The sequence below is a fragment of the Deinococcus sp. genome (assembly GCF_025362455.1).
In the GTDB taxonomy this organism is placed as follows: domain Bacteria; phylum Deinococcota; class Deinococci; order Deinococcales; family Deinococcaceae; genus Deinococcus.
This window is the reverse complement of sequence record NZ_JANYGJ010000008.1, coordinates 1-15,607: the sequence shown is the minus strand read 5'-3', so window position 1 is coordinate 15,607 and position 15,607 is coordinate 1. Positions and strand designations below refer to the sequence as shown.

At 66.6% G+C, this 15,607-nt stretch carries 17 protein-coding genes; 7 read left to right on the top strand and 10 right to left on the bottom strand.

Annotated features, from left to right (window positions below; all coding sequences use genetic code 11):
• The first annotated feature begins 230 nt into the window (after positions 1-230).
• Entirely contained in the window at positions 231-800 is a 570-nt protein-coding gene (locus tag Q0R23_RS00530) for a DUF1349 domain-containing protein (protein WP_293909163.1), read from the top strand.
• A gap of 10 nt (positions 801-810) precedes the next feature.
• On the opposite strand, the gene Q0R23_RS00525 is transcribed toward Q0R23_RS00530, so the two are convergent.
• The 4 genes from Q0R23_RS00525 to Q0R23_RS00510 form a co-directional block, all read right to left on the bottom strand.
• Positions 811-1,983 (bottom strand): M28 family metallopeptidase, encoded by a 1,173-nt coding sequence (locus Q0R23_RS00525; protein WP_293909161.1) that lies wholly within the window; start codon positions 1,981-1,983, stop codon positions 811-813.
• Between the two features lie 71 nt (positions 1,984-2,054).
• The gene (locus Q0R23_RS00520; protein ID WP_293909159.1) at positions 2,055-3,257 is read right to left on the bottom strand and encodes a HEAT repeat domain-containing protein; all 1,203 of its coding nucleotides are present in this window, start codon (positions 3,255-3,257) and stop codon (positions 2,055-2,057) included.
• Positions 3,258-3,259: 2 nt separating this feature from the next.
• A complete protein-coding gene (locus tag Q0R23_RS00515) occupies positions 3,260-4,858 on the bottom strand; it encodes a GMC oxidoreductase (protein ID WP_293909157.1) in 1,599 nt (532 codons plus the stop codon).
• Between the two features lie 158 nt (positions 4,859-5,016).
• Complete coding sequence (locus Q0R23_RS00510) at positions 5,017-5,349, bottom strand: DUF6176 family protein (protein WP_293909154.1); 333 nt, start codon at positions 5,347-5,349, stop codon at positions 5,017-5,019.
• Between the two features lie 194 nt (positions 5,350-5,543).
• Here Q0R23_RS00510 and Q0R23_RS00505 point away from each other — a divergent pair, with 194 nt between their 5' ends.
• The 3 genes from Q0R23_RS00505 to Q0R23_RS00495 all read left to right on the top strand — a co-directional run bounded on the left by Q0R23_RS00505 (position 5,544) and on the right by Q0R23_RS00495 (position 7,688).
• Positions 5,544-6,518: a Gfo/Idh/MocA family oxidoreductase gene (locus Q0R23_RS00505; protein ID WP_293909152.1), complete on the top strand. Its 975-nt coding sequence runs from the start codon at positions 5,544-5,546 to the stop codon at positions 6,516-6,518.
• Positions 6,519-6,608: 90 nt separating this feature from the next.
• A complete protein-coding gene (locus tag Q0R23_RS00500; protein WP_293909150.1) occupies positions 6,609-7,337 on the top strand; it encodes a hypothetical protein in 729 nt (242 codons plus the stop codon).
• Positions 7,338-7,358: 21 nt separating this feature from the next.
• Complete coding sequence (locus Q0R23_RS00495; RefSeq protein ID WP_293909148.1) at positions 7,359-7,688, top strand: non-heme iron oxygenase ferredoxin subunit; 330 nt, start codon at positions 7,359-7,361, stop codon at positions 7,686-7,688.
• Between the two features lie 19 nt (positions 7,689-7,707).
• On the opposite strand, the gene Q0R23_RS00490 is transcribed toward Q0R23_RS00495, so the two are convergent.
• Both Q0R23_RS00490 and Q0R23_RS00485 read right to left on the bottom strand, forming a co-directional pair.
• A complete protein-coding gene (locus tag Q0R23_RS00490; RefSeq protein ID WP_293909146.1) occupies positions 7,708-8,178 on the bottom strand; it encodes a hypothetical protein in 471 nt (156 codons plus the stop codon).
• Positions 8,179-8,278: 100 nt separating this feature from the next.
• Positions 8,279-10,354, bottom strand: a complete 2,076-nt coding sequence (locus Q0R23_RS00485) for a thioredoxin domain-containing protein (protein WP_293909144.1) — start codon at positions 10,352-10,354, stop codon at positions 8,279-8,281.
• Between the two features lie 673 nt (positions 10,355-11,027).
• Between Q0R23_RS00485 and Q0R23_RS00480 the strand changes: the two genes are divergently transcribed.
• Complete coding sequence (locus Q0R23_RS00480) at positions 11,028-11,924, top strand: transglutaminase family protein (RefSeq protein WP_293909143.1); 897 nt, start codon at positions 11,028-11,030, stop codon at positions 11,922-11,924.
• A 498-nt stretch (positions 11,925-12,422) separates the two neighbouring features.
• Here Q0R23_RS00480 and Q0R23_RS00475 read toward each other — a convergent pair whose 3' ends face one another.
• Positions 12,423-12,863 (bottom strand): hypothetical protein, encoded by a 441-nt coding sequence (locus Q0R23_RS00475; protein WP_293909141.1) that lies wholly within the window; start codon positions 12,861-12,863, stop codon positions 12,423-12,425.
• A 30-nt stretch (positions 12,864-12,893) separates the two neighbouring features.
• Between Q0R23_RS00475 and Q0R23_RS00470 the strand changes: the two genes are divergently transcribed.
• Entirely contained in the window at positions 12,894-13,544 is a 651-nt protein-coding gene (locus Q0R23_RS00470; protein WP_293909139.1) for a hypothetical protein, read from the top strand.
• Between the two features lie 18 nt (positions 13,545-13,562).
• Here Q0R23_RS00470 and Q0R23_RS00465 read toward each other — a convergent pair whose 3' ends face one another.
• Genes Q0R23_RS00465 through Q0R23_RS00455 form a run of 3 tightly spaced genes read right to left on the bottom strand, consistent with a single transcriptional unit; the run spans position 13,563 to position 14,855 of the window.
• Positions 13,563-14,000 carry an NUDIX hydrolase gene (locus Q0R23_RS00465; RefSeq protein ID WP_293909137.1) on the bottom strand — a complete coding sequence of 146 codons (438 nt, stop codon included), beginning with the start codon at positions 13,998-14,000 and terminating at the stop codon, positions 13,563-13,565.
• Between the two features lie 20 nt (positions 14,001-14,020).
• Positions 14,021-14,323: a hypothetical protein gene (locus Q0R23_RS00460; RefSeq protein ID WP_293909135.1), complete on the bottom strand. Its 303-nt coding sequence runs from the start codon at positions 14,321-14,323 to the stop codon at positions 14,021-14,023.
• A 10-nt stretch (positions 14,324-14,333) separates the two neighbouring features.
• Positions 14,334-14,855 (bottom strand): DUF664 domain-containing protein, encoded by a 522-nt coding sequence (locus Q0R23_RS00455; RefSeq protein WP_293909133.1) that lies wholly within the window; start codon positions 14,853-14,855, stop codon positions 14,334-14,336.
• Positions 14,856-14,980: 125 nt separating this feature from the next.
• Between Q0R23_RS00455 and Q0R23_RS00450 the strand changes: the two genes are divergently transcribed.
• Positions 14,981-15,607, top strand: a 627-nt coding sequence (locus tag Q0R23_RS00450; protein ID WP_293909130.1) for an alpha/beta fold hydrolase, incomplete at its 3' end; no start/stop codon positions are given.

Genomic DNA, 15,607 nt, shown 5'->3' with positions numbered 1-15,607 from the left:
CGGACTGTCGTCGTGAACGGACGCCCATGAGGGCGCCACTCCTCCCCATGAGGGCGCCACTCCTCAGGTCTGCGACTCTCCTGCAAGGGGCGACTGGTACAGCTCCGCAGGAGAGGGGTCAACCGAGTTCCACCAAAATGGCTGGGAATCAAGTTAATCCTGTATCACACGCCGCCCTGACGCTCCATCCCGTTCCCTACACCGGCCTTTTGCCCCCACAAGGACACTCCATGTTCGAGAACCTGCACTGGCTGAACGAACCGCCGCAGTGGAGCGCCACCGCCGATATGCTTAGCGTCAGCACAGGCGAGCGCACTGACTTCTGGCGGCAGACGTTTTACGGCTTTATCCGTGACGACGGCCATTTTCTGTTCCGCGAAGTGAGCGGCGACTTCACCGCCAGCGTGACCCTGGACGGTGAGTACGAGGCGCTCTACGACCAGCTCGGCCTGATGCTGCGCGTCAGTGAGACCACCTGGCTCAAGACCGGCATCGAATACACCGACGGTCTGCCGCACCTGAGCACCGTCGTCACCCGCGACTTCTCAGATTGGTCGGTGCTGGCGCTGCCTGATTTGCGCGGCAAGGTCAGCATTCGCCTGACCCGGCACGGCACCGCATTGCGGGTGCAGTTTCAAGGCGCTGCCGGGCGCTGGCAACTCTCGCGCCTGGCGTACCTGCCGCTGCCGGAGGTCTGCCAGGTCGGGTTGATGTGCTGCTCACCGGAGCGCTCCGGCTTCCGGGCCAGATTCACCGACTTCAGCGTCACCGAGCCGGTAGCCCGCGAGCTGCACGGCTGAACCCACTGTGCTATCTGGCGACTGCCGGACTCAGCACCTCAGCCGCGATGCTCAGCGCCGTGTCCACCGTGCCGCGCACCAGCTCCAGATCGAGCAGGCTGTCGCCTGGCTGGTGGTAGTTGGCGTCCAGGCCCCGGTGGAAAAACAGGGTGGGCACGCCCGCCTCCGCGAAGGGTACGTGGTCGCTACCGCCCGGCGCTGCGTCGTTGACAGCGGCGCTCGACACGCGCTGGGCCACGCCGGTCAGCTTCGCGTCTCCGCCCAGGGTCAACGGCTGCGCGGCCACGCCCACCATGTCGAAGTTGAACATGGCCTTCAGGCGCTCCAGGCTGGGCGCGTTGGCCTTGACAAAAGCGCGGGAGCCGCGCAGGCCGTCTTCCTCGCCATCGAAGAGGGCAAAAAAGCTGCGGGCCGACAGTGGGGTGTTGGCGACGCGCCGGGCCACTTCGAGCACTGCCAGGCTGCCCGACAGGTTGTCGTTGGCGCCCGGTGCGCCCAGCACCGAATCCAGATGGCCGCCCAGCAGCAGGTCAGGCCCGGTCAGGCCCGCCTTGAAGGCCACCAGATTGACGCCCTGCACCTCGCCCCGGCGCACCCGCACGCTGAGGGTCAGCGGCAAGCCGTCCGTGAGTGCGGCGCCCACGTCAGACGAAACGCCCAGCACCGGCAGTTCGGCCTGCTCGCCCAGCGTGCCGCGCAGCTCGCCCGCAGCTGAATTGACGATGACGACCCCGGCGGCGCCTGCCTCGGCAGCGGCCCGGACTTTTTGCAAAAAGGTCGTTTGGCCCCGGCTGACCACCGCCACCTTGCCGCGCACATCCAGACCGACGTAATTCGCCGCGCTGCCCACACCCGGCACCCGCACTGACAGCGCCGTGACCTCGCCCCCGGCGGAGTTCTGGAGCGCGTAGCCTCTGAGCACCTGATGGCCCGCCCTCACCTCCGAACCCAGATCATCGAAGCGCGGGTAGGTGAAGGCTTCGCGCCGGGTCTGGTAACCCAGGGCACGAAACTGCGCCTCTAAGTAGAGCCGTGCCTGCTCGCCCGCCGGGCTGCCCGCCACGCGGGGTCCGTAACTCAAAACGGTCCGGGCGTCGTCTTCCAGGCCGGTGCTCAGCGCGGCGCCCAGGCCGTTGCCGGGCAGGCTCAATGCCAGCAGCGCGGGCCACAGCAGAAGTTTCATAGCCGCAAGTAGAACATGGGCCGGGGCAGCTCACGGTAGTGCCGGGCGGCATTGGAGGGGGATAGACCGCTTCAGCCGCTTGGCGGTGAGCGTTTATTGCGCTCACCGCCAAGCACCCTCGCTGCCACCTCACCCAGAGATTCCCAACCCACAACACGGGCCTTGACCTGCTCGCCGGAGCCGTCGAGTGCCCGCACCTGCGCCAGCAATTCTACCGGTAACAAGCGGGGTGGCCCGCCGTCTGATCCGGACTGCCAGCGCTCAAGGGCCTGGAGGGCGGTGTGTTGCTGATCGCTGTTGCCTGAAGCCATCAGCGGCGCCAGCAGCGACAGATCGGCGGGCTGCTTGAGTTCAGAGAAGCTGCTCACGGCCCACTGCCGCACCTCCGGCTCAGGCGAGCGCAGACAGGCGGTGATATTCGGCCAGCGGGCGCTGATCTGCCCCCGGTCACGGAAGACCTGCAAGGCCCGGATAAGAACGGACGCGCTTGGGCTGAGCAGCAGGCTGTGCAGCGCGTCCAGCGCGGCGTCACCGGCCAGGCCGAGCGCCGAGGTGGCGATTTGCTGGGCCTCATCGTCGTGGTCTTTCGCCGAGGCTGCGAAGGCTTGCAGCGCCTGAATCGCAGTTTCGGTGCCCAGTGCTCCCAGCGCCAGGAGGGCGTGAAGCTGCTCACTTTCGTCTGGGCTTGCCAGGCTCGCCAGCAACTCGCTCTCGCTGCGGCCCGCCCGCGCGTTCTGGGCGACGGTGCTGCGGTCATCGCCATCAGGTCGCTGCCACTGCTTGAGCACCACCGGCTCAAATGCCCAGGGCTCGTCGGGAGCCACCGGCCAGATCACCAGCTTGAGATAATCGGCGCCGTTGTCGCTGTCGTAGTCGCCGCTGCCTAGGCCGCCGAAGAAGATCAGCAGGTGGCACAGGCCGAAGGGCACCATATCGGTTCCGGTCACCGAGTCGTGCCAGGAATCGCACAGGATGATCTCACCGCTTAAGTTGATGACGCCGCGCTCGATATGGTCCCAGTGTTGCCAGTACGGCGGATCGAGTTCCGGCAAGGCGAACGGACGGTCTTCACCGGGCTCGTCCGGGTCGAAGGTGTAGGAGGACAACACGACCACGACCCTGCCCGCCGCCCGGTCCAGCCTGATGCAGACGTCGCCGCCGTTGTTCACGGAAAAAGTCGTGTCGGGCCAGTCGTAGTCGGTGCCCACGGGTTGCGCGGCGTCGTGCAGGTGCAGCAGATGATCGCTGATATACACGCTCAGGACGACTTCCATCGCTACTCCTGTAGCCACTGCGCCGCCCGCGCCCCGATCATCATGGCGGTGGCGTTGGTGTTGGCGTGGATGATGTGCGGCATCACGCTGGCGTCGGCGACCCACAGGCCAAGCACTCCGCGCACCGCCAATCTCCGGTCCACCACCGACTCGTCGCTGTCGCCCAGCGCCGCCGTGCCGACCGGATGGTAGAAGGTCGCGGCCTCGGATTCGATGAAGCGCAGAATCTCGGCGTCCGTCTGGGCAGCCAGCCCCGGCAGCACCTCGCCGCCGCTCAGTTCGGCCAGCGGCGACGCGGCAGCGATCTGCCGGGCCAGCCGCACCCCGGCGATCAGACTTGAACGGTCCCGTTCGTCGGCCAGGTACTGCGGGTCGATGATCGGCGGCGCGTCGGGGTCAGCGCTGTGCAGGCTCAGGCGGCCCCGGCTGCGGACGTCCACCAGCACCGGACCCACCGAGAAGTGGTGGGGAGCCGAACCGGGGGGCGGCCTGGTAAAGCCGTGGTCGCGGAAATAGGCCGGGCCGAAATGAAACTGGATGTCGGGCGGGTCAGCCGCGCTCAGGCCGGGCCGGGCGTGGGCGTAGGCGCCCGCCTCGGCCACGTTGCTGGTCAGCGGGCCAGTGCGCTTGAAGGCCCATTCGGCCAGCGCCGCCAGCTCGTTCACGCCGTCCAGGCTGGGAATGGTCGAGCTGAAGATCACCGGCACGGCGGGATGGTCCTGCAAATTTCCGCCCACGCCCGGCGAGTGGACCCGCAGGGGAATGCCGTGTTTTTCCAACTCAGCCCGTGGCCCGATGCCGGAGCGCATCAGCAGTTGCGGCGTCTGGACCGTGCCTGCCGCCAGCACCACGCCCCCGGCCCGCACCTCTTTGACCTTACCGCCGTGCCGGAAGCTCAGGCCCACGACCCGGTGGCCTTCCCACAATAGTTCCAGCATCTGGGCGTGGGGCAGCACGGTCAGGTCAGGGTGCCCCAGCACCGGCTCCACGAACGCCTTGAAGGCCGACTGGCGCACGCCCCGCAGGTGGTTGGACTCGTAGAGCCCGGCGCCCGCATGAAGGCCGTCGTTGAAGCTGGAACCCACCGCCGCGCCCTGCGCCCGCGCCGCCGCCACGAAGGCGTGTGACAGCGCGTGCGAGGTGACCCGCTCGCCCACGTGCAGGTGCCCGCCTGTGCCGCGAGTCTCGCTCTCGTCGCCCCGGAAGCGCTCCAGCGAGCGGTAGACCGGCAGCACGTCGGCCCAGCTCCAGCCCTCACCCCAGCCAGCCGACCCTCGATGATCTGGGCCGCTCCAGCCGCCGAAATCCTGCTGTGAGCCGCGAATGTAGATGGTGGCGTTGGTGGCGCTGCTGCCGCCCAGCACCTTGCCGCGCGGCCAGTACAGCCGCCGCCCGCCCAGGTGGGATTGCGGCGCGGTGTAAAAGGCCCAGTCGAGTTTGCTTTTGAACAGCTTCGGAAACCCGGCGGGGGCGGCAATCAGCGGATGGTTGCCGCGCCCGCCCGCCTCCAGCAGCAGCACGCGGGCACCGGAATCGAGCAGCCGCCGCGCCAGCACGCAGCCGCCAGAGCCCGCGCCGACGATGACAAAATCAGGTCGCATGTGTGGGGAGTATAGAGCAGCACTCCGAATTACGCCACGGGGAAAACAGCCTCCCCGCGCCTCCATTCTGCGTCCTGCTCAGTTAAAACTACTCGCTCCGCTCGGTCATAAAAAGACCCTTTTTATGACATCTGCTCTAGGTGAGGGGCTGGGGCAGATCAGGGTGCGCGGATACGGCTCAACTCGACTAGGAGTTCCAGCCGCCGCCCAGATTCCCAGGTGTCGCGTTTGAACTCCTGATGATAGGCGTCGATGGCGTGCAGGGAGCGTTCCACGGTGGCCTGCGCCTGCTCGAAGTTGTCGGCACAGGTGAAGCCGATCAGGAAATCTCCCTCTTCCGTCGTCTCTAAAAAGAAGCATTCCAGAGTCAGGCCCTCGTCTTCGAGCGTTTGTAGCGCCTCGGCTCGCCGGGCATCGATCTCGGCGGCCCACTCGCGGACGCGCTCCAGGCTGCCGGGTTTGAGCCGAATACGGACGCAACGGGTTTGCACCTGCTGATTGTAGAGCAGATGTCATAAAAAGACCCTTTTTATGACCGAGCGGAGCGAGTAGTTTTGACTGAGCAGGACGCAGAATGGAGGCGCGGGGAGGCTGTTTTCCCCGTGGCGTAATTCGGACTACTGCTCTAGGGTCGGTGAACGCTGGCTGAAAAACTTCGGCAGACCCCCGGCGCTAGACTCCCCCCATGACCAACTCGACTTCTGGCCTGCGCTGGGGCCTGTTCGGCGCCGCCCGCATCGCCCGCGCCCTGATTCCGGCCATCCGCGCTTCCGGCGGCGCGGTGGACATCGTAGGGGTCCGCGACCCGGCCTCCGATCACGCCCGTGAGTTCGCCCGGACCTGGGAGATTCCCCACCTCGGCACCTATCAGGACGTGGTGGACGCCGGTATCGACTTCGTATACAACGCGCTGCCCGGCAGTCTGCACCTGCCCTGGAGCAAGGCCGCCATGCAAGCGGGCAAACACGCCCTGACCGAGAAGACCCTGGCCATGAACGCCTTGGAAGCCGCCGAATTCGCCCGCGTGTCGCAGGCGTCCGGCTCGCTGTCGCTCGAAGCCTTCGCTTACCGCTTCCAGCCGCATATTGCCCGTATCCGTGAGATCGTGGCGAGTGGTGAACTCGGCGAACTGCGGCTCTACCAGGGCCAATTTGGCTTTACCCTCAGCAACCCGGACGATTTCCGCTGGCACCCTGAACTCGGCGGCGGCTCGATGTTCGACGTGGGCTGCTATCCGCTGAACCTGATGCGATTGCTGCTGGGCGAACCGCAGAGTGCGAGCGCCAGGGTGCGCTGGTCCGGCGAGCACCCCGGCACGGGCATCGACCTGGGCGTCAGTGCGGTCATGGACTACGGTTCGGCGCTGGCGAGTGTCAGCGCCGCCTTCGACTGGTCGGGCAGGCCGCACCTGAGCCTCATCGGCACGGCGGGCCAGCTCGACATGGCCGACCCCTTCGCCTCCAACAACCGCTCACCGCTGACCCTGCGCGTGGGCGAGCGCACCGAGACCTTCGCCCCCAGCGACGGCTACGCGCAGATGGTCGCCCACTTTCAGCGGGCCGCAAGCGCTCAGGAGGCCCTGAGATTCCTGCCGGACGACGCCGTGAAGCAGGCCGAGTTGATCGACGCGCTGCTGGCATCGGGGCGTCAGGAAGCGTAGAGGCAGGCCGTGTGGGCCCAGGCATGAACCCAGGCATGAACCCAGGTATGAACATGGTCAGAGGCGTGCTGGCAGGGCTGAGCCTGCTGAGTGCCGGGGCGCCTGCCTGCCGCCGTACCGAGGGTCAAGGCCGACACGCGCTACCGGGTCCAGCCGCTGAGGGGAGCGCCCGTCACGGTCACGGGCGGCTCGCCGGTCTCGTACGACGCGCCCTGCCCGGACTCCTTCTCGGTGGCCTTCAGGCCGGGCTTCGGTGAGAACGTGGGTGCGCTGGCCGTGCTGGACAGTATTCAGGCTCGGCCCCGCCCGGTCACGGTGGTGCCGACGGCCAACCCGGCGTATCGGCAGGTCATTCGCCAGGAATTGCAGCGGCGCGGCCTGAACAGTCCGGTGGTCGATCTCGTCAAGGTCCTGCGGGCCGATCTGGACGGCGACGGCAGCCAGGAAGTCATCATCGAGGCGACGCACTTTGCCAGGCCGGAAGGCGACCTGCTCTCACCGCCGGTCAACTCGGCAACCGGAGATTACTCGCTGCTGCTGCGCTCTGTCATGAACGGCAAGCTCAACACCGCTGTGCTGGGCGCCGATGTGGTGCTGGGGGCGTCCAGCGACCCGGAACTGGCGCTCCGCCTGGGCCTGCGCGAGAGTCTGAAGGGTGTCGCCGACTTCAACGGCGATGGTCGCCTGGAGATCGTCACCTCCGAGTCTTATCACGAGGGCACGACCTACGACGCCTGGACCTGGACGAGCGCCACTGGGCCGACGACTGGGCCGACGACTGGGCCGAAGAAGGTGCTGGAGAGCGGCTGCGGCGTCTGAGTTGTGCTCTACACTCGGCCCATGAGTGAGCAGATCAGTGAAACGGGCCGCATTGCTGTCGGCCCCTTAGACGCCCTACCAGACGGCTCCCAGACCGAGGTGATGGTCGCCGGTCAGTCGGTGGTGGTCATCAACGACGGCGGGCAGTACTTCGCCCTGCGCAACAACTGCACTCACCAGCACTTTCCGCTGCTGGGCGGCGAGGTGGTCATGGGCCGCATCACCTGCGAGAAGCACGGTGCCAAATTCGAGCTGAGCACCGGCAAGCCCAAAACCCTGCCCGCCGTCAAACCGGTCCAGATCTACCGCACCGACATCGCAGACGGCGTGCTGTACGTGCTGGAACTGTGACGGTTGGCGTAGGGCTGCCTCAGCGTTTGTGACCCCCGCCCGTTGCCCCGCCAGACACATCGGCAGCGCCTTCGTTCGGATGGGGGCTGCTCCCCTCGCTGGGCGGCGTGTAGCTGGGATTCGGGTTGATGTCGCGCTCCAGTGACGAATCCGGAGCAACGCTGACGGTGCCCAGGCCGTTGCCCGGCAACGCGGCGATGACCGGTACGTCGCCGAAATCGGCAGGGTCGGGGTCGGCTCCGGCGTAGGCGGCGTCCTGGGGGGCGTGCTCGAAGGCGGCGGGCTCGCGGGTCACCAGGCTGTTCAGGCCCTTGAAGGTCTGGGCGCCCTGGCCCGACTGATGATCTTGCCGTCCTTCGATGCCGCCGACGCCCTTGTCCTGCGTGGCCACGCGGTCCTGGGCGGGCGCGGTGGTGTAGGCGTCCTGGTGGTTGTCCTTGGGGTCGCCGGGCGTGCTCAGGTCGTCGTGCGGGTCGGAGTTGCGGGTCATACCGGCAGTCTGGCCCCGCAGTGTGGCGCCGGGCTGAGGAACGCCTGTGTGTTTCTTGAGGCACGGTTTCTTGAAGCACGCGCCAGGGCAGCGGCTGGCCTCACAGGCCGATACGCTCCAGTTGTGTGTTGAGGGTTCCGGGGTCCGAGGTCGGCAGCTCGCAGGCCCGGTTCACGCAGACGTAGGCGACGGCCTGCCCAGGCGCGGCGCTCCGGCCCTCCAGCACGTCCAGACCGCCGCCGTACTCACTGAAAGCCAGCGCGGTGAACGGTAGGAAATGCCGGGCCAGCTCGGTTTCCAGGGGCCTCCGGGCGTCCGGACTGCCCAGCACGGCCACCTCGGTATGCGGCGCGGCCAGGAAAGCGGCGACCTGCCACAGTCCCCCGAAGCCGCTGGGCGCGGCCAGCATGTCGGCCTGGAAGGTCTGCACCACCCGCCCGGCGATTCGCTCGGCGTCAGCTTCGTCCGGACTGTGTTCATCTGCAAAGTAGCGTGACATCCACAGCCCCAGCAGCGCGGCGGCGGCGTTGTCGCTCAGCACGGCGGAATCGAAGGCCCCGGCCTGGCGCACCAGCATCACCTCGGCCTGGCCGCCCGTCGAATAGAACAGCCCGGCCTCCTCGCTCCAGAACTGCGTTCGGCACAGCGTCCACAGCTCGCGGGCGCGGTGCAGGTGGCTCAGGTCGCCGCCCGCCTGATACAGCGATACCAGCCCCAGGCCGTAGAGGGCCTGGTCTTCGAGCAGCCCGCGCACGGCGGCCCGCCCAGGTAAACCGCTGACAGCGCCGTAGGTGTGCAGCAGCCCGCCGCCCGGATCGCTCAGCTTGGCCTGGATGAAGTCGGCATTGCGCCGGGCGATCTCCAGGTAACGAGCCTCGCCGGTGATGCGGGCGGCGTCGGCGAACGCCTGCAAGGCCAGCCCGTTCCACGAGGTCAGAATCTTGTCGTCCAGGCCGGGCGCGGCGCGGTGGGCGCGGGCCTCGAACAGCGTCTGGCGGGCACGCTCCAGCCGCACGCGCAACTCGCCCTCGTTCTCGCCCCGCTCGGCGGCCAGCACCTGCAACTGCCTGGGCACATGCAGCACGCTGCGCTTGCCGAACGCCGGGTGGTGCGGGTCCATGAAGTTGCCCGCCGCGTCCACGCCCCAGTAGGTGGCGGCCAGCTCGGCGTTTTCACCCAGCAGCTCGGCGAATTCCCCCGGCGTCCAGACGAAGAACTTGCCCTCGATGCCCTCCTGGTCGGCGTCCTGGGCGCTGTAGAACCCGCCGCCTTGCGACAGCATCTCGCGTTCGAGGTAACTCAGGGTCGTGCGGGCCAGCTCTAAAAACCCGCCCTCCGGCGCTGCCTGATGCGCCTGCAAATACGTCCGGGCGAGCTGGGCGTTGTCGTAGAGCATCTTCTCGAAGTGGGGGACCAGCCAGCGTTCGTCCACGCTGTAGCGGTGAAAGCCGCCGCCGAGCTGGTCGTGAAGGCCGCCCAGACCCATCATGCTCAGGGTCGCCAGCGCCATGCTGCGCCCCTCCGGCTGGGTCAGCAGGAAACTCAGCGTGGTCGGCGAGGGAAACTTGGGGGCGCGTCCGAAGCCGCCGTGCCGGGCGTCGAAGCGTTGCTGGAGGCTGTGCGTCGCCCGCTCCAGAAAGTCGGCGGGCAGGGCAGAGGCGTTGCCCGCCATGCCCGCCGCCTGTTCGCGCAGATGGGCGCTCAGTGCCTCGGCATTGCCCAGCAACTGGTCTCGCCCATTCTCCCAGGCCCCGGCGACACTGCTCAGCAGCCGCGAAAAGCCCGGCAGGCCGTGCGCGTCCTGCGGCGGAAAATAGGTTCCGGCATAAAACGGCGTGCCGCCGGGCAGCGCGAAGACCGTCATCGGCCAGCCGCCCGCGCCCGACAGCGCCTGCACCGCGCTCATGTACACCGCGTCCACGTCCGGGCGCTCCTCGCGGTCAATTTTGACGTTGACGAAATGGGCGTTCATGTAGGCCGCCACCTCCGCGTCCTCGAAGCTCTCGTGGGCCATCACGTGACACCAGTGGCAGGTCGAGTAGCCCACGCTCAGCAGCAGCGGCACGTCCCGCTCACGGGCGGCGTCGAAGGCTTCCTCGCCCCAGGGATACCAGTCCACCGGATTGTCGGCGTGCTGGCGCAGGTAGGGGCTGGACTGGTCGGCGAGTCGGTTCATGGGGATAGGGTAGCGGGTTGTGGGAAGTGGGGAGTGGGGAGTGGGGACAGATAGAGGGCATGAGCTGCGCTCACTACCCCTCTGCAAGCAGGTCTGCGACTCACCCCGCCGCTGCAAGCAGGTCTTCGACTCTCCCGCAAGGGGCGAGGGGCCGGAAATGCTCACTCAGATGCTGTTTTTAGCTGAAGTAGAACACTAAATTCCAGCGAAGTCAGTTATGTGCAGATGCGGAGGACGGGCGCCCTACGTGACCTCCACGATGTGGAGAACGTGGTGAGATAAAGTGCGTGTGGGACGAATCGGATGTGCTATGCACAGCGCAGCGACCAACGCCCTCCAAGGTTCTATTGGTACGTAGGCTAATCAAGAGGGGTGAGGGGCCTTATCAGGCAGAACGGACGCGCCGTCTTGTTTAGCGCAGCGCCGATGACGACGCTTGAGCGCTGGGCACGCCTGCCTTCCCCCCGAACCTGTAGCCAGTTGCGCTCCACCGGGGCGGGGGCTGGGGGAGCCGACGCATTAGCAACGAGTTAAAGCCCTACCAACGCAACCCAACCGCCCCAAGCCCGTCCAGCCGCCATCTTTTCCCACAAGCTGCAAGCCACAAGCTGCCCCCCACCCTTTGCAAGCCCACCCATCATTTGTAAGCCCGGCTTCTGTGAGAATACAGTTCATGTCCGCGCCCGCGCCCAGTTTGCCGTTTACCGAGATCATTCGCGTCCGCGTCGGCTTTCAGCTCACCTTCGAGGTGCCGTTTCCCACGCCGATGCTGTTTGTCGTCGAACCCACCGAGAGGCCCGGCCAGCGCGTCGTGCAGTCACGGCGACTGGTGGACCCGCTGCGCGGCGCGGACAAGCTGCGGCGCTACAACGACGGCTACGGCAACGTCATCTGGCGGCTGCTGGCCCAGCCGGGGGCGCTGGTCATCAGCCAGGACATGATGGTGGACGTGCCCGGCGCCCCGGACCCGCAGCTCACCGAGCTGCCCAAAACCCCCATAGAAGACCTGCCCGACGACACCATCCGTTTTCTGCTGCCCAGCCGCTACGTCGACAGCGACCTGCTGGCTACCGAAGCCTGGGAGCGTTTCGGGCACATTCAGGGCGGCTGGGCGCAGGTGCAGGCCATCAGCGACCACCTGCATGGCAGTTGCATCTACGGCGCGGGGTCCAACAGTTCGACCACCGCTCAGCAGGCGTATTCGGCGGGCAAGGCGGTCTGCCGGGATTTCGCGCACATGGGCGTGGCGTTTTGCCGTGCGCTCAACATTCCGGCCCGCTACGCCTGCGGGTATCTGGGCGACATCGGCATTCCGCCCGACGGCACGCCGATGGATTTTCACGCCTGGTTCCAGGCGTACCTGGGCGGTCAGTGGCGCACCTTCGACGCCCGCCACAACAAGCCCCGGCGCGGGCGGGTGCTGATCGCCACCGGGCGCGACGCCGCCGACGTGGCCTTCACCACGACCTTCGGCGCCGCCAGGTTGACCCGCATGACCGTCTGGGCCGATCAGGTGCCGGTGGACGCGGAATTGCCGGAAGATGAGCCGGGGCAGGAATACTGGGAATAAAGAGAGGGAGGTGGGGAGTGGGAAGTAGGGCTTGATTTTTGCCCACTTCCCCAGGGGCAACTTACGTCGCTATGTTGCTTCCGAGCAATGTTGACGAAAACGTCGTCCTGGCGCGGTCTGTGCTCCCTCACCCTTGACTGGCACAGCCGCTTGCGGAGGGGGGAGGGCTGGGGTGGGGGTGAACGGGCTGGGCGTTCAATGTCAGTAAAACGATGACGCCTGTTTCTTTAGTCCGCGCTGGGAGGGCGATTAGGCTCATACGGACTCCGCTAAATTCCTTAACATCCGAAAAAGCACCGGATGTTAATCCATACCGCAGAGCCCGTACTTTCTCCTACTCCCGCTGGTCGGATCGAACCGTTTTTGCAAAACGATTCAATCGGAGTCGGTATCACCCCCTCCCAACCTCCCTCCTCCGCAAGCGGCTGTGCCAGTCAAGGGTGAGGAGCTAAAAGCACGACGTAAGTTGCCCCTGGCCCACTCCCCACTTCCTGTTGTCTACGGTGTGCTGTAGAACTCGAACGCTGTCAGTTTCCAGCCGCCCCGGTTGACCACCTTGGCACGCAGCGATACGCCGTCCACGCCGGGGACGCGGGCTTCGAGCTGGGTGCCGCCCCGGAACAGGTCGTCGAAGAAAGAGCCGCCCTGGACACTCGAATACGAGGAATCGGCGGCCCGAAGCGGGCTAAACCGGGCGAACACCTCTTTCCGGGTAGCAAATAGGGTTTTCAGTGCTGCTTCACTGCCCTTGCCAGGCACGAAGGTCGCCAGCGCCGCCTGGATGTCGCCCCGGCGGCCCGCCTCCAGCAGCGCGTTGATGGTCGGGGTGGACCGGGCCGCAATCTGGCTGAGGCTCAGGCCCGCCGCCTGGCTGGTGCTCGCCGCGCACGACGGCAGCAGGGCGGCGATCAAGACGAGCGGCAACACTTTGTTTTTCATGAGACCGAGCCTACCGACTAAGCTGGTCAGATGACAGAGCCGATCTTGACCTGGCTGCCACAACTGGAACTCAGCGACCCTGCCGTGGCGGCGCTGATGGTCAAGCCGCATGTGGCGGGGTATCTGGCGCAGTTCATCGGGGCGGAGAGCACCGTGCAGCAGGCGGCGCAACGCACCGGCACCAGGCTCAATGTCATGGCCTACTGGGCGGGCCGTTTTCTGGCGCTGAACCTGATCCGCGTGACCCGCACTGAGCGCCGCAGCGGCAGCGCCGTGAGGCATTACCGCAGCGTGGCCGACGAATTCGTGCTGAGCACCGAGTTGCTCCAGGGCATGAGTGCCAGCGAGGTCTTGCAGCGCATCATGGCCCGCGACTATAACCGCTTTAGCCGTAGCGTGTCCAGGGCTGGCCTGCGCCTGACGCCCGACTGGCAACTCCGGCTGTTCCGCGACGCCGGGGGCTACGGCCTGACGTTGGAGCCGGTGCCCAGTGCCGACTTCAGGGCGCTGCTGCCGCGTCCGCTGCACGACTGGGCCGACGTGCCCCTGACCGCCGAGACTGCCGCCGCTTTCCAGCAGGAACTCGGTGAGCTGTTCGAGCGCTTCAAACGCTCAGCCGTGCGGGGGCCGGGAACGCGGCGCTATCAGATGCACGCCGGGTTCGTGGAACAGGCCGAGTAGGTGAGGTTCGGTATGATCCTACTTCCCACTCCCCATCACCCGCAGAAACCCCCTCACCCAGCCGCAGATCGCCTCGTCCGGCCCGCCGACCTCAACCCGTTCCAGCATCCCCTCCGGCGTGAGCCAGTCCATGCCCGCGCCCTCGCCCAGCACGACTTCGCTGAGGTCGCCGCTGTACGCCCAGGTATACAGGTGCAGCCCGAACTGGAAGTCGCGGAGCTGCCCGCTGATCTCGGTGCCGAACTGAAGATCGCTCGCGTTGAGTCTCAGGCCCAGTTCTTCCCAGGTTTCGCGCAGCACAGCCTGAAGCGAGGTCTCTCCAGTTTCGATGCCGCCACCAAAGAAGCCCCAGGGCGGTGGTCTGTGGCCGCGCCGGTCCTGCACCAGCATCCTGCCGAAGTCGGGGTGAGTGGCCGGGCGGTACGGCAGCAGCAGGGCGTTGTTGATCTGGCGCATAGCTCAGGATAGGGCGGCTATCACCCGATCTGCTCCACCGGCACGTGCCAGATCTCGCCCGCGTACCGGAGCCGGAGCCCGTCCGCGCCCCGCAGGACGCCCAATCCAGGTAAGGTCTGCTCCCACATCCTGGCGAAATGGGCTGTGCCCGCCGAGTACAGGTACCCGAGTTCGACCACGCCGGGGCGCAGCCCGACTTCCTCGCGGTGGCCGCAGGCCGCGCAGATTCGCCTACCGCACTCCAGTTCCGGCCACCAGACGCTGACTTCGTGTAAAAACTCCAGCGCACCGAGTTCACGCTGACACCCAGCACAGACGAACATGGGCCTCACGTCAGACCAGCAGGGCCAGTTGGCCTTCGTGGTGGGCCTCGTGCAGCGCCAGGTGCATCAGCACCCACTCGGGCGTCACGTCGTAGGCGTCCATGATGCGGGGGCGGCGAAAGTCGCCTAAGGTCATGGCGCTGAACACACCGTCGGTCAGGCCGCGTACCCAGTCCAGCCGCTTAAGGTGGCGCTCCAGAGGTTCACCCGTCACCGGGCTCAGGTGGCCTGCGCTGTTACGAGCATTCAGGGGCAGCCAGCTTCTGGCCTCGGCGGGAAAATCGTCCTCACCCTTCTCCAGCACTTCGACGTACAGCCAGTCGAGTTCGATCATGGCGATGTGGTAGAGCAGTGTTCCGGCGCTGGGTAGATGGGTACTGAAGCCGCCCACCGCAGCGGCGTCCAGATTGCCGATCCTCCTGGCCGACTTGAGGGTAACGGCCCGCGCCCCGTGCAGCACGGCCAGCAAGGCGCCCACCTCCGGCGTGGTGGCCGGTGAGGGTGTCAGGATCAGGAACGGTCTGGGGGTCATGGCTAGAGTGTACGCTAAGATACATTAAATGCGAGACGGTTTCTTGCATCCTCCGCTCTCACTGGCCTATTATTTCGGTAATTGGCAAATTAGCCAAGTAACAAATCTTACTCGAAGGAGGGACTATGAATATCCAGACTGGAATACTGGCCGCCGTGCTGGGCCTGGGCATGTCTGCGGCGCAGGCCAGCAGTCGGGAGGTTACGCTGGCCGTGCCAAGCGCTTCGCTGCGGGCGACCCTTTCAGTGCCGGAGGGTGTCGCCCACCCGCCAGTCGTGCTGATCCTGGCGGGCAGCGGCCCCACCGACCGCGACGGCAACGGCCCGTCTGGCCTCAGCACCGACGTCTACCGGAAACTCGCCGGGGCGCTCACGGCGGCTGGATACGCCGTGTTGCGTCCGGACAAACGCGGTGTCGGCAGCAGCGCGGCGACTGACTCGCGCGAGGAGGCCCTGACCTTCAGCACCTATGTTCAGGACGCTCACGCCTGGCTGACCTGGCTCGGTCAGCAACCGGAACTCGGCAAAGTGGCCGTGATCGGGCACAGCGAAGGTGCCCTGGTGGGGCTGGCAGCCTGTCTGGAACCGTCTACTAGTCAGGGGGCCGAGCCAGTGGGTGCCTACGTGAGTCTGGCCGGAGCCGGAGACAACATCGCCGATACCTTGCGCCGCCAGTTGCGCGCCAATCCCGCCAATCCAGCCGCCCTCACCTCGGAAGCCGACCGGATCATCGCGTCCCTGCGCGGCGGTCAG